The sequence below is a fragment of the Rhodovulum sulfidophilum DSM 1374 genome, assembly GCF_001633165.1.
Classification (GTDB): Bacteria; Pseudomonadota; Alphaproteobacteria; order Rhodobacterales; family Rhodobacteraceae; genus Rhodovulum; species Rhodovulum sulfidophilum.
Map to the genome: position 1 here is coordinate 617,236 of NZ_CP015418.1, position 22,141 is coordinate 639,376.

The window sequence follows — 22,141 nt, forward strand, 5'->3', positions numbered from 1 at the left end:
GCTTGCCTCCTATTCCGCGGCGACCTGGGCGGGCTGCGCCAGAAAGTCGAGAATGCTGTCGGCCGCCTCGCGCCCGTCGCGGATCGCCCAGACCACGAGGCTTGCGCCGCGCACGATGTCGCCGACCGCGAAAACGCCCGGCAGCGAGGTCTCGTGGCTGCGGAAATCGGCCTTCACGGTACCCCAGCGGGTCACTTCCAGCGCCTCCTCGCCCCATAGCGCGGGCAGATCCTCGGGCTCGAAGCCCAGCGCCTTGATCACCAGATCGGCGGGCTCGGCATAATCGGCGCCCTCGATCACCTCGGGCGATTGCCGCCCCGAGGCATCCGGCGGGCCAAGCCGCATCTTCTGCACCATGACCGAGCTCACCGGATCGCCGGCAAAACCGTTCGGCGCCGAGAGCCAGACGAAATCGACGCCCTCTTCCTCGGCATTCTGCACCTCGCGCTGCGAGCCCGGCATGTTGGCGCGGTCGCGGCGGTAAAGGCATTTGACGCTGACCGCGCCCTGACGGATCGCGGTGCGCACGCAGTCCATGGCGGTATCGCCGCCGCCGACCACGATCACCCGCTTGCCCTCGGCATTGAGCGCGCCCGACAGGTATTCCGGCACCTCGTCGCCGAAGCTGACCCGGTTCGAGGCGGTCAGGTAATCCAGCGCGGCAACGATGCCCTGCGCGCCCGCGCCCGGGCCGGTCAGGTCGCGGCCCTTGTAGACGCCGGTCGCGATCAGGACCGCGTCATGCTTGCCGCGGATCGCGTCGAAGCTGATATCGGTGCCCACATTGCAGTTCAGCACGAATTCGACGCCGCCCTTCTCAAGCTGCTCGACCCGGCGCATGACCACGTCCTTTTCCAGCTTGAAGCCGGGAATGCCATAGGTCAGCAGCCCGCCCGCCCGGTCATGCCGGTCATAGACGGTCACCTGCAGGCCCGCGCGCCGCAGCCGGTCGGCCGCCGCCAGCCCGCCCGGGCCGGCGCCGATGATGGCCACGCTTTCGCTGCGCTCCTCGACGGGTGCGATCGGCGGCACCCAGCCTTCTTCCCAGGCGGTGTCGGTGATGTATTTCTCGACCGCGCCGATGGTCACGGTGCCATGGCCCGACTGCTCGATCACGCAATTGCCTTCGCAAAGCCGGTCCTGCGGGCAGATCCGTCCGCAGATCTCGGGGAAGGTATTGGTGGCCTGGCTCATCGCATAGGCCTCTTCCAGACGACCCTCGGCGGTCAGCCGCAGCCAGTCGGGGATGTTGTTGTGCAACGGACAGTGCGACTGGCAGAACGGCACGCCGCACTGGCTGCAGCGCGAGGCCTGTTCGGCGGCCTTCTCGGCCGCGAATTCGGCGTAGATCTCGCCGAAATCCTGTGCACGGTCATCGGCCTCGCGTTTTTCCGGCGTCTCTTTCGCCACACGGACGAACTGAAGCATCTTTTGCTGCGCCATTGCCTTTCCTTCCAGGATGGGTCGGGACCTTCGGGACGCTTCTATACGAAGGACGCCCCATCATGAAAAGTCAGTATTGCTGTCTTATTTGCAAGAAATTTCGACCTCAGCGCCCCCGGAGGCAAAAAAATCTGCGCTTTTAGGTCAGCACAGTTTCCATATGCTGGAGTCTTCCCTTTCCGAATCACGCCCCTATGCTGAGCGCGAACCTGAACCTCCGGGCCATCCCATGACGCTTTTCCACCTGTTTCTGATCGCGGTGATCCAGGGCATCACCGAGTTTCTTCCGATTTCCTCATCGGGCCACCTGATTCTTCTGCCCGGCCTGACCGGCATGGCCGATCAGGGCCATATCATCGACGTGGCGGTGCATGTGGGCACGCTTGCCGCCGTCATCCTCTATTTCCGCAAGGACGCGATGCTGGCTCTTGGCGGGCTGACCCGGGTCGCCCGGGGCCAGATCGACACGCCCGGCGCCTTTCTGGCGTTGTGCCTGATCATCGCCACCATCCCGGTGATGGCGGTCGGGCTGGTGCTGGAGCTGACCGGGCTCGAGGACATGATGCGCAGCATCGCGGTGATCGGCTGGACGATGCTGATCTTCGGCCTCGTGCTCTGGGTCGCCGACACCCGTTTCCCCGCGACCCGAAAGGCCAATAGCTGGACGCTGAAACACGCCCTGATCATGGGGCTATGGCAGGTTCTGGCGCTGATCCCGGGCACCTCGCGCTCGGGCATCACCATCACCGGGGCGCGGATGCTGGGCTATGACCGGGTCGGCGCCGCGCGGCTGTCGATGCTGATGTCGATCCCGACGATCCTGGCCTCGGCGGTGCTGGTCGGCGGAAAGGCCGCGACCGAGGCCGACATGGCGGTGCTGCGCGACGGCGCCATCGCCGCCGGCTTCACCTTCGTCGCGGCGCTGGCCGCGCTGGCCGTGATGATGCGGCTCGCCCGGTCGGTCAGCTTCACGCCCTATGTGATCTACCGGGTGATCCTCGGCCTCGTCCTGCTCTGGATCGCATATACCTGATCAGGACTTGAGCCGCTTGGCCGCCTCGCGGACGTCGTAGAACTGACCCGCGGGGCGGTAGCGCCACAGATATTCCGGCAGCACCGCCTCCATCGCGGTGGGCTGGATGCCAAGCTCTGCCAGCCCCGGCAGCCCCTCGCCGACGACATTGTCGCGCCCGAGATTGCGGACCTGGTCGCGGGTCACGACCTTGTTCTCGATCAGCCCCAGCGACAGCGACTGCACCAGGTCGAAGACCGTCCCCATCGCGGCGCCCAGCGCCAGCGGCAGCGGCAGCACGATCCGGTTCGGACGGCCGATCACGGTGAACATCTCTTCCATCAGCTCGCCGAAGGTGCGGATCTCGGGGCCGCCGAGCTCGTAGATGCCGGGCGCGGCCTCGCCCATCGCGGCCTTCGCCGCGGCGGCCGCCACATCGTCGACATAGACCGGCTGGAACCGGGTGTAGCAGCCCACCACCGGCAGGACCGGCGAGAACCGGGCCATCTGCGCGAATCGGTTGAAGAACTGGTCCTCGGGGCCGAAGACCAGCGAGGGCCGCAGGATCACCGCGTCGGGGAAGCTTTCGCGCACCGCCGCCTCGCCGCGACCCTTGGTCTCGGCATAGCCGCTGTCCGATTCGATGTCGGCGCCGATCGCCGAGATCTGTACCAGCCGTTCCACACCGGCGGCCCGCGCCTCCTCGGCGATATGAAGCGCGCCGTAATGCTGCACCAGCCCGAAGGTGTTGCGCCCGGTTTCGGCGAGAATGCCGACGCAGTTCACCGCGGCCTCGGCCCCCTGCAGCGCCCGCCGGACCGACTCGCGGTCGCGGACATTGCACAATACCGGCTCGACCTGGCCGACGGCGCCATAGGTGCGGACGAACAGCGCCTCGTTGGGGCGCCGCACCGCCACGCGCACCCGCCAGCCGGCGCGGGCCATGCGCCGCGCGACATAGCGGCCGACAAAGCCCGACCCGCCGAAGATGGTGACAAGCTTGGACATGGAGAGACGCCTCCCTGGCATATGATGGTATGCAACCGAATATAGGGGCCGGGCGCCCCAAGCAAGAGATCGTATCGCGAGGCGAAAATCGTCGTTGACACCGTCTGCGGGCACCTATAGATCACCGCCTCACGACACCTGCCCAGGTGGCGGAATTGGTAGACGCGCTAGCTTCAGGTGCTAGTGTTCGCAAGGACGTGGAGGTTCGAGTCCTCTCCTGGGCACCAACCCCAATAGCCAGGGGATTTCCCCTAAAGTCAGGGGAAGACGTGGCGAATTTCCTTCATAAGAACGACCTGCCCGACGATCTCGATCTCGGGCCGATGGTGGCCATCGACTGCGAGACGATGGGCCTCAACCCGCATCGCGACCGGCTCTGCCTCGTGCAGATGTCGGCGGGCGACGGCGACGCCCATATGGTGCAGATCGCCCAGGGCCAGACCGAGGCGCCGAATCTGACGCGGATGCTGGCCGACCCGGACACGCTGAAGCTGTTCCATTTCGGCCGATTCGACATCGCGATTCTCGAACATACCTTCGGCGTGACCACCGCGCCGGTCTATTGCACCAAGATCGCCTCGAAGCTGGTGCGCACCTATACCGACCGGCACGGGCTGAAATACCTGCTGCAGGAGCTGCTGGCGATCGACATCTCGAAACAGCAGCAAAGCTCGGACTGGGGCGCGGCCGCGCTGAGCCCGGCGCAGCTCGACTATGCCGCCTCGGACGTGCTTTACCTGCACCGTCTGAAAGAGGTGCTGGACGGCATGCTGGCCCGCGAGGGCCGCAGCGAGATCGCCCGGGCCTGTTTCGATTTCCTGCCCACCCGGGCCCGGCTCGACCTTTCCGGTTGGCCCGAGACCGACATCTTCGCACATTGAGACCATGACACCCGAAACCTGCCTGTCCATCGGCCGCCGCGTCCTGCGGATCGAGGCCGACGCCGTCCATCGCCTGGCCGAGGGCCTCGACCAGGAGTTCATCCGCGCCGTCGAGACCATCCTCGGCGCCACCGGCCGGGTCATCGTCTCGGGCATGGGCAAGTCGGGCCATGTGGCGCGCAAGATCGCGGCGACCTTCGCCTCGACCGGAACGCCCGCCCATTTCGTCCACCCTGCCGAAGCCAGCCATGGCGATCTGGGCATGGTGGCGCGGGGCGATGTCTGCCTCGTCCTGTCGAATTCGGGCGAGACGCCCGAGCTGGCCGATATCGTGGCCTATACCCGCCGCTTCGGCATTCCGCTGATCGGGGTCGCGGGCCGGCCCCGCAGCACGCTGTTGCGGCAGGCCGATGTGGCACTGCTGCTGCCATCCGCCGACGAGGCCTGCCCGATGGGCCTGGCCCCCACCACCTCGACGACGATGACGCTGGCGCTTGGCGACGCGCTGGCCGTGGCGCTGATGGAGCACCGCCAGTTCACGCCCGAGCATTTCCGCGAATTCCACCCCGGCGGCAAGCTGGGCGCGCGGCTGTCGAAGGTCGCCGACCTGATGCACAAGGGCGAGGACATTCCGCTGGTCGCGACGGGCACCGGCATGGCCGAGGCGCTGATCGTGATGAGCCGCAAGAGCTTCGGCGTGGTCGGCGTGACCACCCCCGACGGCCGACTGGCCGGGGTCGTGACCGATGGCGACCTTCGCCGCCACATGGCGGGCCTGCTCGAACGCAGCGTCGACGAGGTGATGACCGCCAACCCGCTGACCATCTCGCCCGACGTGCTGGCCGAGAAGGCGGTGGCGTTGATGAACGAGCGCAAGATCACCTGCCTCTTCGCCGTCGGGGCGGACGGGCGGCCGGGCGGCATCCTCCATATCCATGACTGCCTGCGCGCCGGGGTCGCATGACGCATGCAGGCCCATGACAACGCCTATTCCCGGTTCATCGCGGCGGCCAAGATCGTGCTGCCGCTGGCCGCGCTGGGGCTGTTGTCGACACTTTTCATGATCTCGCGCGACCATGGCGGCGGCGATGACGGCCTGCCGCCCCGGACGCGGGTCGAGATCGAGGGCCTCCTGCGCGAACAAAGGCTCGGCGCGCCGAACTATGCCGGCGTCACCCGCGACGGCACCGCGATCTCGATGCGCGCCGACACGGCCCGGACCGATCCCGACACTCCCGGCCGGAGCGAGGCCTCGAACATCCAGGCGCGGCTGGATCTGCCCGATGGCAGCTCGGCCGAAATCGAAGCCAGGACCGGCGCGATCGAAACCGACGATCAGGTGGCCGTGCTGGAGGGCGACACCCGGATCTCGACCTCGACAGGTTACAGAATCGAGACCGACCGCCTGCGCTCGGCCTTCGCGGATACCCGTGTCGAGGCCGACGGGCCGGTCGATGCGGAGGGGCCGCCCGGCCGGATCGAGGCAGGGAGCATGACGCTCGGCCCCGACCCCGAACACGAGGGCCGGTATCTTCTGGTTTTCAAGGATGGCGTGAGGCTGGTATATGAGCCTCGAAACTAGCGGAAAGGATCTGGTTTTGTCGGTACGCGCAGGTCTGGCGGCGCTGGCTCTGGTCCTGACGATCCCGGCAGGGGCCGGGGCGCAGGGAGCCGAAATCGCCTTTGGGTCGCTCAACCACGATTCCTCGCTGCCGGTCGAGGTCACCGCCGAGAGCCTCAGCGTCGATCAGGGCGACGGCACCGCGGTCTTCACCGGCGATGTGGTGGTGGGCCAGGGCCAGATGCGGCTCGCGGCCGGACGGATGCTGGTGGTCTATGGCGCGGGCGGTGCGGGCGGCGGCAGGATTTCGCGGCTCGAAGCCTCGGGCTCTGTCGTGCTGACGCTCGACGCCGAAGCGGCCGAAGCAGACAAGGCCGTCTACGATATCGGCGCGGCAACCATCGTGATGACCGGAAATGTGCTCCTGACCCAGGATGGCAACGCGATCGAGGGCCAGAGGCTGGTGGTCGATCTCACCCGCGGCACCGGCTCCATGGAGGGCCGCGTGCGCACCGTTCTGACCCCTTCGGACAAGCCGTGATGGCCGACGGCACAGCAGCCTTCGACCTGCCCGGACCCGCCGACGGATTGCGGATCGTCGACCTGCGCAAGAGCTATCGCCGCCGCCCGGTGATACGCGATGTCAGCCTCAGGCTCGACCGCGGCGAGGTGGTCGCGCTGCTCGGCCCGAACGGTTCGGGCAAGACCACCTGCTTCTATGCGGTGGCCGGGCTGCTGACGCCCGACGGCGGCAAGGTCATGCTCGACGGCCGCGACGTGACCACGCTGCCGATGTATCGCCGCGCCCGGCTGGGCATCGGCTACCTGCCGCAGGAGGTCTCGATCTTTCGCGGGCTCGATGTCGAGGACAACATCAAGGCGGTGCTCGAGATCGTCGAGCCCGACCGCCACAAGCGCCGCGAACGCCTCGAAGAGCTGCTGTCGGAATTCTCCATCGAGCATCTGCGCCGCGCGCCCGCGCTGTCGCTGTCGGGCGGCGAGCGGCGCCGGGTCGAGATCGCGCGCTGCCTTGCCGCCGATCCGAGCTATCTGCTGCTCGACGAGCCCTTCGCCGGGGTCGACCCGATCGCGGTCGGCGAGATCCGCGCGCTGGTCGCCGATCTCAAGACCCGGGGCATCGGCGTGCTGATCACCGATCACAATGTCCGCGAAACGCTCGAGATCGTCGACCGCGCCTATATCCTGCATGACGGCAAGGTGCTGATGAGCGGAACCACCCAGGAGGTGATCCGCGACGAGAATGTGCGCCGGGTCTATCTCGGCCAGAGTTTCCGCATCACCTGACCCCGCCGCGACCGGATCGAATCGCCCCCTCCTGCCCGCCGCGACCGGACCCGGCCGGGTGTCGCGCACCCGCCCCCTTTCCATCGCCGACGACCGGCAGCGACCTGTGTTGTCCGGCAGCGACATCGCCGGCCGGCGCCATGGCGGGACCGTTGACATCGCCGGGCGATCTGGCGCCAAATGCGGCTGGCGCCAGATCCTTCCGCCATGTGCCGACCGCAGGCGCCGGAACGGCTGAACACGGTGACCGAAGTCCTTGTTCCCGTTGACCCCGCCGCGCCTCGGCCTTAACGGAGGGCAACCCTGCGTCTGCAGGCAATCTCAGGAGGAACAATGCTGTACCAGATCAGCGGCAAACAGATTGATATCGGCGAGGCTCTGCAGACCCACGTCAAGGACGAGCTGACCGTCGCCGTGTCGAAATATGCCGACCGGGCCACCGACGCCAATGTCGTCTTCTCGCGCAACGCGCATCAATTCGTCTGCGAAGCGACGGTGCATCTGTCGACCGGCCTGACCGCCCAGGCGAGCGCCCAGGCGACAGAGATCTATGCCGCCTTCGACAGCTGCTGCGACAAGATGGAAAAACAGCTGCGCCGCTACAAGCGCCGCCTGAAAGACCATCATCGCGAGCGCTCGGAACCGGTGGAACTTTCCGGCGGTTCGGCCTATATCCTTGCCTCGACCGAGGAAGGAGACGAGTCCGACAGTCTTCAGCCGATGATCATCGCCGAGATGGAAACGCAGATTCCGTCGATTTCCGTGGGCGAGGCGGTCATGCAGATGGAACTGAGAGGCGCCCCGCTTCTGGTGTTCCGCAACGAGAAGACGGGCAAGATCAACGTCGTGCACGCCCGCGAAGACGGGAATGTGGGCTGGATCGAGCCCTGATCCGCAGCTGACCCGGCCGCGTCCGTATCCCGGGCGCGGCGCGTCCGAAGCGAGAGTGACATGCAGCTATCCACGCTCATCACCCCCGAAGCCGTCCGCGTCTTTGGCACCATGTCCAGCAAGAAGCGCCTGTTTCAGGAACTCGGAGAGGTCGCGCATGCGGCCTATACCCTTCCCCCGGGCGACGCGGTCGACGCCTTGCAGGAACGCGAGAGCCTCGGCCCGACGGGTGTCGGCCAGGGCGTCGCCCTGCCGCATGCCCGGCTCTCCGGGATCGACCGAGTCCGGGGCGCCTTCATCCGGCTGGAGAAGGCGATCGATTTCGGTGCTGTCGACCGCCAGCCGGTCGATCTGATCTTCGCATTGTTCGCGCCGCAGGATTCCGGCGTCGATCACCTCAAGGCGCTGGCGCTGGTCTCGCGCACCCTGCGCGACAACACGATCTGCGCCAAGCTGCGTGCCAATACCGACCCGGCCACGCTGCATGCGGTCCTGACCGAAGCAGCGGCGTCGCAGGCAGCCTGATCGGCCCGAACGGCGCCGACTGCCACCTCCGAAAGCCCCAGACAGAAGACCCGGAAATTGGCGGCGACAGGCCGCTGACAACAGCCCCGACATATCGAGAAGCACCCGGAACACCCACCGTTTGGCGCCAGTGACCTGACCCCCGACAGGACGAACCGGGTTTCGCAGATCAAACCGTCCGGCCAGAAGCGTCACGACGCCTGCAGGCGCCGGATCTGCGGAACCGGCCCTTCTGCCCGAACCTCAGGCCCGGACCTGGGCATCGGGATCACCCGTGCCGGAATGCGCGCGCAGGGCCCTAAACAGGCGCCGCTTGCCTCTGGCGCCGCCTCAGCTTGTGTAGCCTCCGCTGCGGAACCATTTCCAGGCATCCTCGATCATGGTCGGGAGGTCCGAGCGGGTCGGGACCCAGCCGAGCTCGGTTTCGGCGCGGGCGCTGCCCGAGACCAGCCGGACCGCATCGCCGCCGCGGCGGGGGCCCTCGGAATGGGGCACCGCGCGGCCGGTGACCCCCTGCGCCGCCTCGATCACCTCTCGCACCGAATAGCCGGTCCCGCTGCCGAGGTTGAAGACCCGGCTGCCCTTGCCCGCCAGCAGCCGGTCGAGCCCCAGAACATGCGCCGCAACCAGATCGCTGACATGGATATAGTCGCGGATGCAGGTGCCGTCGGGCGTCGGATAATCGGTGCCGTGGATCGTCAGCGCCGGGCGCCGGCCCTCGATCGCCTCCAGCATCACCGGGATCAGATGCGTCTCGGGGTCATGCGCCTCGCCGATCTCGGCCTCGGGATCGGCGCCCGCCACGTTGAAATAGCGGAAGATCACCGATTTCAGCCCGTGACTGGCCTCGAAATCGCGCAGCATGTCCTCGATCGCGCGCTTGGACGCGCCATAGGCATTCAGCGGCGCCTGTGCGCTGTCCTCGTCCAGCTTGACCCCGTCCTGGTCGCCATAGACCGCGCAGGTCGAGGAAAAGACCATGTTCAGGCAGCCCGCCGCCACCGCCGCCTCGATCAGCGCGAGCGACCCGCCCACATTGTTGCGCCAGTACTTGCCCGGATCCCGCATCGCCTCGCCGACCTGGCTGAAGGCCGCGAAATGCATCACCCCCACCGGGCGGTAGGCCGCGAAGACCGCGTCGAGCCGCGCCCGGTCGGCCAGATCGCCCCGTTCGAACGGGCCGAATTTCACCGCCTCGGCCCAGCCGGTCGAAAGATTGTCGTAACAGACCGGCACATGGCCCGCCCGGGCCAGGGCCTTGCAGGCATGCGAACCGATATAGCCCGCACCGCCCGTCACCAGGACATGCGCCATCGTCCTATTCCGCCGCCTCCGGCCGCGCGAACATGTCGCGCAGATAGTCCTCGAACTCGCCCTTCAGCTCGGGCCGCGCCAGCGCGAAGGACACCGTCGCCTGCAGGAAACCCGCCTTCGAGCCGCAATCGAAGCGCTGGCCGCCGAAGCGGTAGCCGTAGACCCCCTGGCCGTCGATCTCCTGGGCGATGGCATCGGTCAGCTGCAGCTCGCCCCCGGCTCCGAACCGCTCGTGGCGCAGGTTCTGGTCGAGATTGTGCAGCACCTTCGGCGTCAGGATATAGCGCCCGATCACCGCCAGGTTCGAGGGCGCCTCCTCCAGCGCGGGCTTCTCGACCATCCCCTTCACCAGCACCCGGTCGCCCATGTCCCGGGCGATGTCGAGAATGCCGTAGGCAGAGGCCTTCTCGGGCGGCACTTCCATCGCCGCGACCATGTTCGCCCCGGTCTCGCGATAGGCCTCGGTCATCTGCTGCAGGCAGGGCGTCTCGGCCGCGATCACGTCATCGGGCAGGATCACCGCGAAGGGTTCGTTGCCGATCAGCCGCCGCGCGCACCACACCGCATGGCCAAGCCCCATCGCCTTCTTCTGGCGGATATAGGCGATCGCCCCGCTTTCCATGTCGGTGCTGCGCAGGATCTCCAGCAGGTCGTCCTTGCCCTTCGAGCGCAGCGAATCCTCCAGATGCGGCGCATGGTCGAAATAATCCTCGAGCGCGCTCTTGCCCCGCGACGTCACGAAGATGAAATCCGTGATGCCGGCCGCGCGCGCCTCGTCGATCGCGTATTGGATCAGCGGGCGGTCGACCAGCGTCATGATCTCCTTCGGGATCGATTTCGTCGCAGGAAGGAAACGAGTCCCAAGACCCGCTACAGGAAAAATCGCCTTCGTAACTTCCCGGTTCATGATCTCACTCGCTTGTCTCTTTCATTTCATTCCGGCCCATATTGCCCGGGCCAACTTGTAACTTCGACATAATTTATTAAAAACTCGGGTAATTCGGCGAGTTTATTCCAATCTCCGGAACAGTTCCATGACGCATGCCGATTTCCACGCCACCCGAAAAAGACAGCATCCCCCAAAGACAGCGGAGAGCCCCGCCGCCCCGGTTGCCTGCAGGAGCCGGGCAGGCGGGGCGCATGTCAGGCGAGCCCCATCGCGGCCATCATCGCCTCGATCCGCGGAACGTCCGTGGGGTTGTTCAACTCCCAGAACTGGCGGCCGCGCGCCTCCACCTCGACGCAGAGCACCGGCCGCCCGTGTTCGAGGAAGCGCAGCTGTTCGAGCCCTTCGAGCCCTTCCAGCGGCCCCGGCGCAAGCCGAAGATAGGTCTCGAGCGCGGCCGGGCGATAGGCATAGACGCCGACATGGTGAAAGACCGGCGTCGGCGCCCTGTCGGCATAGCTTTGCCCGGTATAGGGAATGACCTCTTTCGAGAAATAGAGCGCCCGGTTGCCCGCGCCGAAAACGGCGGTGGTACCGCCCACCCGGCCCGCGCGGCGATCCTCGAGAAGCGCCGTCAGCGCCTGCCCGTCGCAGCGCAGCACCGGGGTCGCCAGATCGGCGCCGGGATCGGCGCGCAGCCCCGCCACCAGATCCTCGACGAACCAGGCGGGCGTCAGCGGCGCATCGCCCTGCAGATTGACCGCGATCTCGACCTCGCCGCCCAGCAGGTCGAGCGCCTCGGCAACACGCTCGGTCCCGTTGGCACAGGTTTCGGAGGTCATGACCACCTCGGCGCCAAAGGCCTCGGCCGCGGCGCGGATACGGTCGTCATCGGTCGCGACGACTACCCGATCGACGCCCGAGACCGCCTGCGCCGCCTCCCATGACCGCTGGATCAGGCTCTTTTCCTGCCCGGAAGCGCCCTTCAGCAGCGCCAGCGGCTTGCCCGGATAGCGCGACGAAGCGTGGCGCGCGGGAATCACGATGACGACGGACATCAGGCGCCTTTCAGGTCGACGCCCGGCGCGAGGGCGATGAAGAACGGGTTCTCGTAGCCCGGCTTGCCATAGCTCAGCGGGCTGTGATCGTCGAAACGCACGACCGTGCCGCCCGCGCCCGCCAGCACCGCATGCCCGGCCGCGGTATCCCATTCCATGGTGCGTCCGAGCCGCGGGTAAAGGTCGGCCTCGCCGGTGGCGACGAGGCAGAATTTCAGCGACGACCCGGCCGAGGTCATGTCGCGGACGGCATATTTCGCGATGTAATCATCGGTCGCCTGATCGCGATGCGATTTCGAGGCCACGACCATCAGCGCGCCGTTATCGGGGGTCGAGACCGACAGCGGCGTGACCGGCCCGACCGTGTCCAGCGCCAGATCGCCGGTTTCCTCGACGGTGGAGCCGTCGGCACGGGTATAGAACATCCGTCCGCGCGCCGGAGCGTAGACCACGCCACGCACCGGAACCCCGGCCTCGACCCAGGCGATGTTGACGGTGAAATCGCCGCGGCGCTTGACGAATTCCTTGGTGCCGTCGAGCGGATCGACGATCAGGAAATCGGCGGCGCGCTCGGCATGGGTGTCGGCCTGCTCCTCGGTCACGATCAGCAGGTCCGGAAAGGCCTGTTTCAGCTCGGCCGTGATCAGCGCATCGGCGGCCTCGTCGGCCTCGGTGACGGGGCTGGAATCGGCCTTGGCACGCACCTCGAAATCGGGCGCGCCGTAGATTTCCATGATACGTGCCCCGGCCAGAAGCGCTGTCTTGCGCATCACGGTTTCAAGCTGAGCGTAATCCAAATTTTCCTCCTGACATCGTCTCGCGGGACAAAGCAAATTCGCAGGCTTGTTATGCTCGGCTTGCCACGCGACAGCAAGAACACACGGAAAAGGTGATGCTCCAACTGGCGAACAACCGCTCCCTTCCCGGCCGGACGCCGGGCGGGACCGCGGCGCCACCCGCCGTCAGTCCACCACCCTGAGCGTCAGGTTGATCCGGCCGCCGCCCTCGATCAGGGTCGAGCTGCCGCCCCGGACCCGGTCGATGCCGTGATGGATCAGCCGGGCCGCGCCCAGCATCGCCAGAACGTCGCCGGATTTCAGCCAGAGGCTTTCGGTCGGCCCGCCCCGGGTCACGTCGCCGATCCGGAACCGCGCCTCGTCGCCCAGCGAGACCGAAAGGATGGGCCAGGAGAAATCGGCTTCGTCGCGATCCTGATGCAGGCCCATCTTTGCACCGTCGCGGTAAAGGTTGACCAGGCAGCAATCGGGCGCGCGCGCAAGCCCGGTCACCCGATGCCACAGCGCCAGCACCGGCGCCGGGATCGGCGGCCAGGCCACCCCCGAAGGGTGCCGGGTCTCGTAGCGGTAGCCGCGGCGGTCCGACACCCAGCCGTATTTTCCGGCCGAGGTCATCCGAACGCTCATCTTGCGCCCGAACCGGGTTTCGGGCTGTACCGGCGGCGCCGCCGACATCACCGCCTCGATCTCGGCCATGATCCCGGCCTGGGCCGCGGAATCGAGCAGGCCGGGAAAGATCTCGACCCCCCGCACCACCAGCCCCGGCACCGGCCGGCCCGGTCTTTCCGTCTCAGACATCGTTCACCACACTCACATTTCTGCAATAGGCTGCGCTTGCAGGGTCCCACACCCCTCCTTATATACGCCCGAGAAACGGGCCCGGGCTACCGTGGCCCCTGGGATCGGGGCGCAGAGGCCTCCTGAGGGTCTGCTCCCCACAACATCGCCGAATGAAGAGGTAAGATATCATGGGTAAAGTCATCGGGATCGACCTCGGGACCACCAACTCCTGCGTCGCCATCATGGACGGGGCGCAGCCCCGGGTCATCGAGAATGCCGAAGGCGCAAGGACGACCCCGTCGATCGTGGCCTTCACCGACAACGAGCGTCTGGCCGGTCAGCCTGCCAAGCGTCAGGCTGTCACCAATCCCGAGAACACCGTCTTTGCGGTCAAGCGGCTGATCGGCCGCCGCGTCGACGATGCCGAAGTCGAGAAGGACAAGAAGCACGTCCCCTATTCCATTGTCGATGGCGGCAATGGCGATGCCTGGGTCAGTGTCCGCGGCGAGAAATACTCGCCCAGCCAGATCTCGGCCTTCATCCTGCAGAAGATGAAGGAAACCGCCGAAAGCTATCTCGGCGAGGACGTGACGCAGGCGGTCATCACCGTTCCGGCCTATTTCAACGACGCCCAGCGTCAGGCCACCAAGGATGCGGGCAAGATCGCCGGCCTCGAGGTGCTGCGGATCATCAACGAGCCGACGGCCGCCGCGCTGGCCTACGGGCTCGACAAGAAGGAAACCCGCACCATCGCGGTCTATGACCTCGGCGGCGGTACCTTCGACATCACCATCCTGGAAATCGACGACGGCCTGTTCGAGGTGAAATCGACCAACGGGGACACCTTCCTCGGCGGCGAGGATTTCGACATGCGCATCGTCGCCTACCTGGCCGACGAGTTCAAAAAGGAACACGGCGTCGATCTGTCCAAGGACAAGATGGCCCTGCAACGGCTGAAGGAAGCCGCCGAGAAGGCCAAGATCGAGCTGTCCTCCTCCAGCCAGACCGAAATCAACCAGCCGTTCATCTCGATGGACCCGCAGGCCGGCACGCCGCTGCACCTGGTGATGAAGCTGACCCGCGCCAAGCTGGAAAGCCTCGTCGGCGAGCTGATCAAGAAATCGATCAAGCCCTGTCAGGACGCGCTGAAGGATGCCGGGCTCTCGACCTCGGATATCGACGAGGTGGTGCTGGTCGGCGGCATGACCCGGATGCCGCGAGTGATCCAGGAAGTGACCAAGTTCTTCGGCAAGGAGCCGCACAAGGGCGTGAACCCCGACGAGGTCGTGGCCATGGGCGCGGCGATCCAGGCCGGCGTTCTGCAGGGCGACGTCAAGGACGTGGTGCTGCTTGACGTCACCCCGCTGTCCCTGGGCATCGAGACCCTGGGCGGCGTCTTCACCCGGCTGATCGACCGCAACACCACGATCCCGACCAAGAAGAGCCAGATCTTCTCGACCGCCGAGGACAACCAGAGCGCCGTGACGATCCGGGTCTTCCAGGGCGAACGCGAGATGGCGGCCGACAACAAGATGCTCGGCCAGTTCAACCTCGAGGAAATCCCGCCCGCGCCGCGCGGCATGCCCCAGATCGAGGTGACCTTCGACATCGACGCCAACGGCATCGTCTCGGTCTCGGCCAAGGACAAGGGCACCGGTCGCGAACAGAAGATCACCATCCAGGCCTCGGGTGGCCTCTCGGATGACGAGATCGACAAGATGGTGCGCGAGGCCGAGACCAATGCCGAGGCCGACAAGCAGCGCCGCGAACTGGTCGAGACCAAGAACCAGGCCGAAAGCCTGATCCACTCGACCGAGAAATCGATCGAGGAGCATGGCGACAAGGTCGACCCCTCGACCGTCGAGGCGATCGAACTGGCCGTCGCCGCGCTGAAGGACGTGCTCGAAACCGAAGATGCCGGCAAGATCAAGGGCGGCATCCAGAACGTGTCCGAGGCCGCGATGAAGCTGGGCGAGGCGATCTACAAGGCCCAGCAGGAGGACGCCCCGGACAGCGGCAGCGAGCCCGAGGACCAGCGCGACGAACCGAGCGGTGTGGACGACGAGATCGTCGATGCCGAGTTCGAGGACCTGGACGACGATCGCAAGCGCTCGTGACGCGCGACCAGACCCAAGGCGGCCGGTCCGGGAAACCGGGCCGGCCAGCGTGTTTCGGGAAGAGGGTTAGCTGATGGCAAAGCGCGATTTCTACGAGGTTCTCGGGATAGCCCGCGGCGCCTCGGCCGAAGAGATCAAGAAGGCCTATCGCAAGAAGGCCAAGGAACTGCATCCCGACCGCAATGCGGACAATCCCAAGGCGGAAGGGCAGTTCAAGGAAGTCAACGAGGCCTACGAGACGCTGAAGGACCCCGACAAGAAGGCCGCCTATGACCGCTTCGGCCATGCCGCCTTCGAACAGGGCGGCGGTCGCGGCCCGGGCGGCATGGGCGGCATGGGCGGTGGCTTCGGCGGTCAGGGCGATTTCGCCTCGGCCTTCTCCAACGTCTTCGACGACCTTTTCGGCGACTTCATGGGCGGGGCGGGTCCCGGCGGCGGGCGCCAGCGCGCCACGCGCGGCTCGGATCTGCGCTACAATCTGCGCATAACGCTCGAGGAAGCCTATTCGGGCCTGCAGAAGACGATCAAGGTGCCAAGCTCGGTGGCCTGCGATGTCTGCAACGGCACCGGGGCTGCGGGCGGCGCCGAACCGGCCACCTGCCCGACCTGTTCGGGCATGGGCAAGGTCCGGGCGCAGCAGGGCTTTTTCACCGTGGAACGGACCTGTCCGACCTGCGGCGGCATGGGCCAGATCGTCAAGAACCCGTGCAAGTCCTGTGGCGGCGCGGGCCGGGTCGAGCGCGAGCGCTCGCTGTCGGTCAACATCCCCGCGGGTGTCGAGACCGGCACCCGGATCCGGCTTGCGGGCGAGGGCGAGGCAGGGCTCAGGGGCGGGCCTGCGGGCGATCTCTATATCTTCATCGAGGTGGGTGGTCATCCGCTATTCGAGCGTGACGGGCTGAACCTGTTCTGCCGGGTGCCGGTTTCGATGACCGCCGCGGCGCTTGGCGGCGAGATCGAGGTCCCGACCATCGATGGCGGCCGGTCGCGGGTGAAGGTGCCCGGCGGCAGCCAGTCCGGCAAGCAGATGCGGCTGCGCAGCAAGGGGATGCCCGCGCTTCGCGGCAATGCCCAGGGCGACATGTTCATCGAACTCGCGGTCGAGACGCCGGTCAACCTCACCACCCGCCAGAAGGAACTTCTGCGCGAATTCGAGGAACTGAGCGAAGAGAACAATCCGGAAGGATCGTCCTTCTTCACGAAGGTGAAAAGCTTCTGGGACGGGATGAAGAGCTGACGCGGGCCCCCCGGCCCGCGTTTCCCCTTCAGGCTCGACTGTCGCCTTAACCTTTCATTCACCTTGGCCCCGTTACCCTGGGGCCATGCCGCGCCCGACGCCTCCGCCCTCCCCCGAAGAACCGGCCCTGCCGCTGTTCGCCGAGGCGCCGGTTCGCGCCCTCGCCCCGGGCGAGCGGCTGCCCTCCTATCTGCGCGACCACCGCCGGCGGCTTCGCGACCGCTTCATGGCGGGCGGCGCGGCGGCGATGCCCGATTACGAGTTGCTTGAAATGGTGCTGTTCCGCGCCCTGCCGCGGCAGGATGTCAAGCCGCTGGCCCGGCTGCTGCTTGATCGCTTCCGCGACTTCAACGGCGTGCTTTCGGCCCCGGTCGCGCGGTTGCAGGAGGTACGCGGCGTGGGCCCCTCGGTCATCGTCGAGCTGAAGCTGGTCGAGGCGGCGGCGCAGCGGCTGGCCCGGACCCGGGTCATGCACCGGCCCGTGCTGTCAAGCTGGGACGCGCTTCTGGACTATTGCCGCACCGCCATGGCCCATCGCGAGACCGAACAGTTCCGGGTGCTATTTCTCGACCGCAAGAACGTGCTGATCGCCGATGAGGAACAGGCAAGCGGCACCGTCGATCATGTGCCGGTCTATCCGCGCGAGGTGGTCAAGCGCGCGCTGGAACTGAACGCCTCGGCCCTGATCCTGGTCCACAATCACCCCTCCGGCGATCCGACACCCTCGCAATCCGACATCGTCATGACGACCCAGATCGAGGCCGCCTGCGCCGCGCTGGGGCTGGTGCTGCACGACCACCTGATCGTCGGCAAGGCGCGCGATCTCAGCTTCCGGTCCGAAGGCTATCTTTAGACGCTGCTGCGGCTCAGCGCAGCCAGACCTCGACCCGGCTGTTGAGCCGCCGCGCCCAGTCGCCCGACAGCCGGTCGCGGCTCTGCTCGGGCCCGGCTTTGCCGCTGCCGCCGTCGCACATCACCGGCAGCAGATCGCCGAACCCGGCGACCTCGAGGCGGACCCGGTCGTAATCGGCGGCGGTCGCGGCGGTGCGGATCGCATCGCGCACCGCCTCGGCCTCGCGCCGGGCCCGCGCCGCACTGGCCTCCGAACCGCCCGATCCCTCGGCAAATCCGGCCAGGATCAGCCTGCGGCCGTCGAAATGGCCCGCCTCCAGCGCCTCGGCCAGCGCCGCGACATTGGCCCGCCAGCGCGCATCAGGCCCGCGGGGACCGCTGCGAAAGGTCTCGGACAGGCGGACCGCCCCGCCCAGCGTCGCAACCAGCCGTTTCAATTCCCGCAGACCGTTCCCGGGCCGGGCCTCGGCGACGGCCAGAGCCAGCCGGTCGCCCTGCCGGCCAAGCGGGATCTCGTCGCGCAAGAGATCGACGAACCCTGCCCGGCGGATCGCGATCTGGGCGGCGGGCGTCGCGAGATAGTCGAGAAAATCCCGCGAGAGCCGGGGCAGCCGGGGCCTGCCGAGATACAGCGAAAGCGGCGCCACATACGGGTAGTCGCCGGTCTTCACGCTTTGGTGCGACGCCAGCAGCCGCGTGCCGCAGCCATCCGCCAGCGGCACCTGCACCGCGTCCCCCAGCGCCGAGACCCGCGCCAGGCCAAGACCCGCAGGGTCGGCGGCCACCGCCGTCGCGACAGCCGCAGCGCGGCCATGGCGCCGCGCGGACGCCACCGGCCTCCGCCCACCCAGGACCCGCGCCTCGGGCAGCTGGCGCAGCCCCTGACCGGCCTGCTCCGGCAGATGGACGGTGACCGGTGCCTCAGGCCCGCCAGGCACGGACCGGTCGGCGATCTCGCCGGTCAGAAGCCCCAGCAGCGCCGCCTGCGAAAGCCCGTCCGCCGGGTCGCCCAGCCGGGTATCGGGGGCCACCACCGGCACGATGGCGTCAAGCGCGACGATCCGGCGCCGAAACGGCGCTGACAGGTCGCCGAGACCCGCCTCGCGGGCGCGGTCGATCTCTTCGGGCAGGATCTCGCGGTCGGCCACCACGATCTGGGCCGCGCCGGTCAGCAGGTCGGCAAAGCCCTCGCCGGTGCTGCCCGAGGCCAGCGCGATCTCGGCGCGCAGCGGGCCGCCATCCGGCAGGCGCAGGCGGAACAGCCGGTCCCGGCCCTCGGCCCCGCGCTCGACGACCAGCCCGCGCGCGGCGGCGAAGCCCTCGATCAGCGCCGGTATCAGCATGTCGCCCAGCGCCGGGCTGCCCGACAGCGCGATCCGCGTGACCTGCTCTCCCGGACAGGCCGCGCCCGCGCAGGTCACACCGGCCGCGTTGACCGCCAGCGGGCCGTAGATGGTGTCGAGCCGGTAGACCTCGCCGTCGAAGCCGAGCAGGCGACCGCCGATCTCGACCGCGCCATCCTCGCGCGGCACCAGCGTCACCTCTCCGGCCGAAGCGGGCCGGGCGGCGGAAAGGAAGAGCGCCGCGCAGAAGAGCACGGCGCCGGTGAGAAAGCGCATCGCGACCGGACCGGAGTGATTGCCTCTGTTCGAAGCAAGTGTCCGACCTGGCCGCGCCGATTTCAACCGTCCGGGCGAACGGCCGCCCGGCTTAGACCAGCTGACCGTGGCAATGCTTGAATTTCTTGCCCGAGCCGCAGGGGCAGGGATCGTTGCGGCTTGGATTGCCCCAGGTCTCGGGCCGGGATTCGTCGAAACCAGACTGCGCCGCCGCCAGTGGCGCGGCTGCCGGGGCGGCCTCGGTCCCGTCTGCGGGGGCCTCGGCATGCGACGGCTGGGCCTTGGCGGTCGCCTCGGCCAGCTGGGCCTGCTGTTCGGCGAGCTGGCGGATCATGTCGTTGCGCTCGTCCTCGGTCAGAGGCCGGATCTGCGCCAGCTTCTGGGTCACGTCCTCGCGCAGGCTGTTCAGCATCGATTCGAACAGCGCGAAGCTTTCGGTCTTGTATTCGTTCAGCGGATCGCGCTGCGCATAGCCGCGGAACCCGATGACCGAGCGCAGATGTTCGAGCTTGAGCAGATGTTCGCGCCATTTGGTGTCGATGGTCTGCAACAGCATCTGTTTCTCGATGTTGCGCATCGCCTCGGGGCCGAACTGCGCCGCCTTCGCGGCCATCGCCTCATCCGAGGCCTTTTCGATCCGCTCCGAGATGATCTCGTCGTCGACGCCCTCTTCCTCGGCCCATTCCACGACCGGCAGGTCGAGGCTGAGGGTCTCGGCCACCGCGCGCTGCAGCCCCTCGGCATCCCACTGATCGGCATAGGAGCGCGGCGGAATATGAGCCTCGACCAGATCCTCGATCACCTCATGGCGCATGTCCTGCACGATATCCGACAGGTCGTCCGCCTCCATGATCTCGCGGCGCTGGCCGAAGATGACCTTGCGCTGGTCGTTCATCACGTCGTCGAATTTCAGCAGCTGCTTGCGGATGTCGAAGTTGCGGCCCTCGACCTTGGCCTGGGCCTTTTCAAGCGACTTGTTCACCCAGGGGTGGATGATCGCCTCGCCTTCCTTCATCCCCAGCGATGACAGCACCTTGTCGAGCCGCTCGGAGCCGAAGATCCGCATCAGGTCATCTTCCAGCGACAGGAAGAAATAGGACCGGCCCGGGTCGCCCTGACGGCCCGAGCGGCCGCGCAGCTGGTTGTCGATGCGGCGGGATTCGTGGCGTTCCGTGGCCAGGACGTAAAGCCCCCCGGCCTCGAGCACCTTCTGTTTCTCCTCGGCATGCTCGGCCTCGATCCGGGCACGCACCTCGTCGGGATTGGCGGTCGGATCGGCGTCGAGCGCCTCCATCACCTTGATCTCGGCATTGCCGCCCAGCTGGATGTCGGTGCCGCGCCCGGCCATGTTGGTGGCGATGGTCACGGCGCCGAAGCGGCCCGCATCCGCCACGATCTGGGCTTCCTGCTCGTGGTGACGCGCGTTCAGGACGTTATGCGGGATGCCCTGTTTCTTGAGCATCTCCGACAGCATCTCGGATTTCTCGATCGAGGTGGTGCCGACCAGAACCGGCTGGCCGCGATCATGGGCCTCCTTGATCGACTCGACGATGGCGGCGTATTTCTCGGCCGCGGTCCGGTAGACGGCGTCATGCTCGTCGATCCGGGCGATGGGACGGTTGGTCGGGATCTCGACCACGCCGAGCCCGTAGATCTGCATGAATTCCTCGGCCTCGGTCGCCGCCGTCCCGGTCATGCCCGCAAGCTTGTCGTAAAGCCGGAAATAGTTCTGGAAGGTGACCGAGGCCAGGGTCACGTTCTCGGGCTGGATCTGCACGCCTTCCTTGGCCTCGATGGCCTGGTGCAGCCCGTCGGAAAGCCGCCGGCCGCGCATCATCCGGCCGGTGAATTCGTCGATCAGCATCACCTCGCCGTCGCGCACGATGTATTCCTTGTCCTTCAGGAACATCGTATGCGCCTTCAGCGCCTGCTGGGCATGGTGGACGATGGTCGTGCTTTCGGGATCGTAAAGCGACTGGCCCTCGGGCAGGATGCCCATCTCATGGAGCCGCTTCTCCATGAACTCGTTGCCTTCCTCGGTGAAGGTCACGTTGCGCATCTTCTCGTCGAGCGTGTAATGCTCGTCGGTCAGATCGGGCACGACCTTGTCGAGGGTCATGTACAGCTCGGACCGGTCCTGGCTCGGCCCCGAGATGATCAGGGGCGTGCGCGCCTCGTCGATCAGGATCGAGTCGACCTCGTCGACGATGGCGTAATAGTGACCGCGCTGCGCCATGTCCTTGAGCTCGGACTTCATGTTGTCGCGCAGATAGTCGAAGCCCAGCTCGTTATTGGTGCCGTAGGTGATGTCGGCACGGTAGGCGGCGCGTTTTTCGGGTTCGGGCTGCCAGGGATAGACGACGCCGGTGGTCATGCCGAGCATGCCATAGACCTTGCCCATCCATTCGGCGTCGCGCTTGGCCAGGTAGTCGTTGACGGTGACGATATGCACGCCCAGGCCGGTCAGCGCGTTCAGATAGGCCGGGAAGGTCGCGACCAGCGTCTTGCCCTCGCCGGTCTTCATCTCGGCGATATTGCCGCGGTGCAGGAAGATGCCGCCCACCAGCTGGGTATCGAAGGCCCTCAGCCCCAGCGCCCGGCGCGCGCCCTCGCGGCAGTTGGCAAAGGCCTCGGGCAGGATGTCGTCCAGCGCCTCGCCCTCGGCGATACGGCGCCTGAATTCCACGGTCTTGGCCTTCAGTCCGTCATCGTCCAGCGCCTGGAATTCGGGCTCCAGCGCATTGATCCGGGCGACCAGCGGGCGCACCTTCTTGACCAGCCGGTCGTTCCGGGTCCCGAAGACCTTACGGGTGAGTGTTCCGATGCCCAGCATGTTCTCTCCGCGCGGATGCGTA

The 22,141-nt window shown here is 67.0% G+C and carries 20 protein-coding genes and 1 tRNA gene; 12 read left to right on the top strand and 9 right to left on the bottom strand.

Translation table 11 applies throughout. The features are described from left to right. Window positions 1-9: 9 nt before the first annotated feature. Window positions 10-1,443: an NAD(P)-dependent oxidoreductase gene (locus tag A6W98_RS03065; protein ID WP_042457767.1), complete on the bottom strand. Its 1,434-nt coding sequence runs from the start codon at window positions 1,441-1,443 to the stop codon at window positions 10-12. Window positions 1,444-1,672: 229 nt separating this feature from the next. Between A6W98_RS03065 and A6W98_RS03070 the strand changes: the two genes are divergently transcribed. After that, window positions 1,673-2,476 carry an undecaprenyl-diphosphate phosphatase gene (locus A6W98_RS03070; RefSeq protein WP_042457770.1) on the top strand — a complete coding sequence of 268 codons (804 nt, stop codon included), beginning with the start codon at window positions 1,673-1,675 and terminating at the stop codon, window positions 2,474-2,476. On the opposite strand, the gene A6W98_RS03075 is transcribed toward A6W98_RS03070, so the two are convergent. Then, a complete protein-coding gene (locus A6W98_RS03075) occupies window positions 2,477-3,463 on the bottom strand; it encodes a complex I NDUFA9 subunit family protein (RefSeq protein ID WP_042457773.1) in 987 nt (328 codons plus the stop codon). It lies immediately after the preceding gene. A 140-nt stretch (window positions 3,464-3,603) separates the two neighbouring features. Here A6W98_RS03075 and A6W98_RS03080 point away from each other — a divergent pair. The 8 genes from A6W98_RS03080 to A6W98_RS03115 all read left to right on the top strand — a co-directional run bounded on the left by A6W98_RS03080 (window position 3,604) and on the right by A6W98_RS03115 (window position 8,626). Beyond that, window positions 3,604-3,690, top strand: a tRNA-Leu gene (locus A6W98_RS03080). 42 nt (window positions 3,691-3,732) lie between these two features. After that, window positions 3,733-4,344 (top strand): ribonuclease D, encoded by a 612-nt coding sequence (locus A6W98_RS03085; protein ID WP_042457776.1) that lies wholly within the window; start codon window positions 3,733-3,735, stop codon window positions 4,342-4,344. Between the two features lie 4 nt (window positions 4,345-4,348). Beyond that, window positions 4,349-5,308, top strand: coding sequence for a KpsF/GutQ family sugar-phosphate isomerase (locus tag A6W98_RS03090; protein ID WP_042457780.1), 960 nt, complete (start codon window positions 4,349-4,351; stop codon window positions 5,306-5,308). 3 nt (window positions 5,309-5,311) lie between these two features. Further along, the gene (gene lptC, locus A6W98_RS03095) at window positions 5,312-5,926 is read left to right on the top strand and encodes an LPS export ABC transporter periplasmic protein LptC (protein ID WP_042457783.1); all 615 of its coding nucleotides are present in this window, start codon (window positions 5,312-5,314) and stop codon (window positions 5,924-5,926) included. Beyond that, a complete protein-coding gene (locus A6W98_RS03100; RefSeq protein WP_042457786.1) occupies window positions 5,910-6,446 on the top strand; it encodes an LptA/OstA family protein in 537 nt (178 codons plus the stop codon). Before lptC ends, A6W98_RS03100 begins: the two co-directional genes overlap by 17 nt. Further along, complete coding sequence (lptB, locus tag A6W98_RS03105; RefSeq protein ID WP_042457788.1) at window positions 6,446-7,210, top strand: LPS export ABC transporter ATP-binding protein; 765 nt, start codon at window positions 6,446-6,448, stop codon at window positions 7,208-7,210. The genes A6W98_RS03100 and lptB overlap by 1 nt, the downstream gene beginning before the upstream one ends. Window positions 7,211-7,543: 333 nt before the next feature. Further along, on the top strand, window positions 7,544-8,101 hold the full coding sequence (hpf, locus tag A6W98_RS03110; protein WP_042457790.1) for a ribosome hibernation-promoting factor, HPF/YfiA family: 558 nt from the start codon (window positions 7,544-7,546) through the stop codon (window positions 8,099-8,101). A 60-nt stretch (window positions 8,102-8,161) separates the two neighbouring features. Further along, complete coding sequence (locus A6W98_RS03115; RefSeq protein WP_042457793.1) at window positions 8,162-8,626, top strand: PTS sugar transporter subunit IIA; 465 nt, start codon at window positions 8,162-8,164, stop codon at window positions 8,624-8,626. Between the two features lie 330 nt (window positions 8,627-8,956). Here A6W98_RS03115 and galE read toward each other — a convergent pair whose 3' ends face one another. The 5 genes from galE to A6W98_RS03140 form a co-directional block, all read right to left on the bottom strand. Beyond that, a complete protein-coding gene (galE, locus tag A6W98_RS03120; protein ID WP_042457796.1) occupies window positions 8,957-9,940 on the bottom strand; it encodes a UDP-glucose 4-epimerase GalE in 984 nt (327 codons plus the stop codon). A gap of 4 nt (window positions 9,941-9,944) precedes the next feature. Continuing rightward, on the bottom strand, window positions 9,945-10,847 hold the full coding sequence (locus tag A6W98_RS03125; RefSeq protein ID WP_042457799.1) for a UTP--glucose-1-phosphate uridylyltransferase: 903 nt from the start codon (window positions 10,845-10,847) through the stop codon (window positions 9,945-9,947). Between the two features lie 236 nt (window positions 10,848-11,083). Next, window positions 11,084-11,884 carry a 3-deoxy-manno-octulosonate cytidylyltransferase gene (locus A6W98_RS03130; protein WP_042457805.1) on the bottom strand — a complete coding sequence of 267 codons (801 nt, stop codon included), beginning with the start codon at window positions 11,882-11,884 and terminating at the stop codon, window positions 11,084-11,086. Beyond that, a complete protein-coding gene (gene cysQ, locus A6W98_RS03135) occupies window positions 11,884-12,681 on the bottom strand; it encodes a 3'(2'),5'-bisphosphate nucleotidase CysQ (RefSeq protein WP_042457808.1) in 798 nt (265 codons plus the stop codon). The genes A6W98_RS03130 and cysQ overlap by 1 nt, the downstream gene beginning before the upstream one ends. Before the next feature lie 165 nt (window positions 12,682-12,846). Continuing rightward, a complete protein-coding gene (locus tag A6W98_RS03140; RefSeq protein WP_042457811.1) occupies window positions 12,847-13,479 on the bottom strand; it encodes an alpha-ketoglutarate-dependent dioxygenase AlkB family protein in 633 nt (210 codons plus the stop codon). A gap of 170 nt (window positions 13,480-13,649) precedes the next feature. Between A6W98_RS03140 and dnaK the strand changes: the two genes are divergently transcribed. The 3 genes from dnaK (at window position 13,650) to radC (ending at window position 17,668) form a co-directional block, all read left to right on the top strand. Beyond that, window positions 13,650-15,578 (top strand): molecular chaperone DnaK, encoded by a 1,929-nt coding sequence (gene dnaK / locus A6W98_RS03145; RefSeq protein WP_042457814.1) that lies wholly within the window; start codon window positions 13,650-13,652, stop codon window positions 15,576-15,578. A 73-nt stretch (window positions 15,579-15,651) separates the two neighbouring features. Then, a complete protein-coding gene (gene dnaJ / locus A6W98_RS03150) occupies window positions 15,652-16,815 on the top strand; it encodes a molecular chaperone DnaJ (RefSeq protein ID WP_042457817.1) in 1,164 nt (387 codons plus the stop codon). A gap of 85 nt (window positions 16,816-16,900) precedes the next feature. Further along, window positions 16,901-17,668, top strand: coding sequence for a RadC family protein (radC, locus tag A6W98_RS03155; protein WP_081251741.1), 768 nt, complete (start codon window positions 16,901-16,903; stop codon window positions 17,666-17,668). A 13-nt stretch (window positions 17,669-17,681) separates the two neighbouring features. On the opposite strand, the gene A6W98_RS03160 is transcribed toward radC, so the two are convergent. Both A6W98_RS03160 and secA read right to left on the bottom strand, forming a co-directional pair. Beyond that, entirely contained in the window at window positions 17,682-19,286 is a 1,605-nt protein-coding gene (locus A6W98_RS03160) for a substrate-binding domain-containing protein (RefSeq protein ID WP_042457820.1), read from the bottom strand. Between the two features lie 91 nt (window positions 19,287-19,377). Then, complete coding sequence (gene secA / locus A6W98_RS03165) at window positions 19,378-22,119, bottom strand: preprotein translocase subunit SecA (RefSeq protein WP_042457823.1); 2,742 nt, start codon at window positions 22,117-22,119, stop codon at window positions 19,378-19,380. Window positions 22,120-22,141: the final 22 nt, after the last annotated feature.

Excerpts from the sequence above, each read along its gene's own strand:
- lptC (WP_042457783.1), top strand. The coding sequence starts at position 5,312 with ATGCAGGCCCATGACAACGCCTATTCCCGGTTCATCGCGGCGGCCAAG.
- A6W98_RS03160 (WP_042457820.1), bottom strand. The coding sequence starts at position 19,286 with ATGCGCTTTCTCACCGGCGCCGTGCTCTTCTGCGCGGCGCTCTTCCTT.
- A6W98_RS03070 (WP_042457770.1), top strand. The coding sequence starts at position 1,673 with ATGACGCTTTTCCACCTGTTTCTGATCGCGGTGATCCAGGGCATCACC.
- dnaJ (WP_042457817.1), top strand. The coding sequence starts at position 15,652 with ATGGCAAAGCGCGATTTCTACGAGGTTCTCGGGATAGCCCGCGGCGCC.
- secA (WP_042457823.1), bottom strand. The coding sequence starts at position 22,119 with ATGCTGGGCATCGGAACACTCACCCGTAAGGTCTTCGGGACCCGGAAC.
- A6W98_RS03090 (WP_042457780.1), top strand. The coding sequence starts at position 4,349 with ATGACACCCGAAACCTGCCTGTCCATCGGCCGCCGCGTCCTGCGGATC.
- A6W98_RS03100 (WP_042457786.1), top strand. The coding sequence starts at position 5,910 with ATGAGCCTCGAAACTAGCGGAAAGGATCTGGTTTTGTCGGTACGCGCA.
- galE (WP_042457796.1), bottom strand. The coding sequence starts at position 9,940 with ATGGCGCATGTCCTGGTGACGGGCGGTGCGGGCTATATCGGTTCGCAT.
- A6W98_RS03065 (WP_042457767.1), bottom strand. The coding sequence starts at position 1,443 with ATGGCGCAGCAAAAGATGCTTCAGTTCGTCCGTGTGGCGAAAGAGACG.
- A6W98_RS03130 (WP_042457805.1), bottom strand. The coding sequence starts at position 11,884 with ATGTCCGTCGTCATCGTGATTCCCGCGCGCCACGCTTCGTCGCGCTAT.
- A6W98_RS03115 (WP_042457793.1), top strand. The coding sequence starts at position 8,162 with ATGCAGCTATCCACGCTCATCACCCCCGAAGCCGTCCGCGTCTTTGGC.
- lptB (WP_042457788.1), top strand. The coding sequence starts at position 6,446 with ATGGCCGACGGCACAGCAGCCTTCGACCTGCCCGGACCCGCCGACGGA.
- hpf (WP_042457790.1), top strand. The coding sequence starts at position 7,544 with ATGCTGTACCAGATCAGCGGCAAACAGATTGATATCGGCGAGGCTCTG.
- radC (WP_081251741.1), top strand. The coding sequence starts at position 16,901 with ATGCCGCGCCCGACGCCTCCGCCCTCCCCCGAAGAACCGGCCCTGCCG.
- A6W98_RS03075 (WP_042457773.1), bottom strand. The coding sequence starts at position 3,463 with ATGTCCAAGCTTGTCACCATCTTCGGCGGGTCGGGCTTTGTCGGCCGC.
- dnaK (WP_042457814.1), top strand. The coding sequence starts at position 13,650 with ATGGGTAAAGTCATCGGGATCGACCTCGGGACCACCAACTCCTGCGTC.
- A6W98_RS03140 (WP_042457811.1), bottom strand. The coding sequence starts at position 13,479 with ATGTCTGAGACGGAAAGACCGGGCCGGCCGGTGCCGGGGCTGGTGGTG.
- A6W98_RS03125 (WP_042457799.1), bottom strand. The coding sequence starts at position 10,847 with ATGAACCGGGAAGTTACGAAGGCGATTTTTCCTGTAGCGGGTCTTGGG.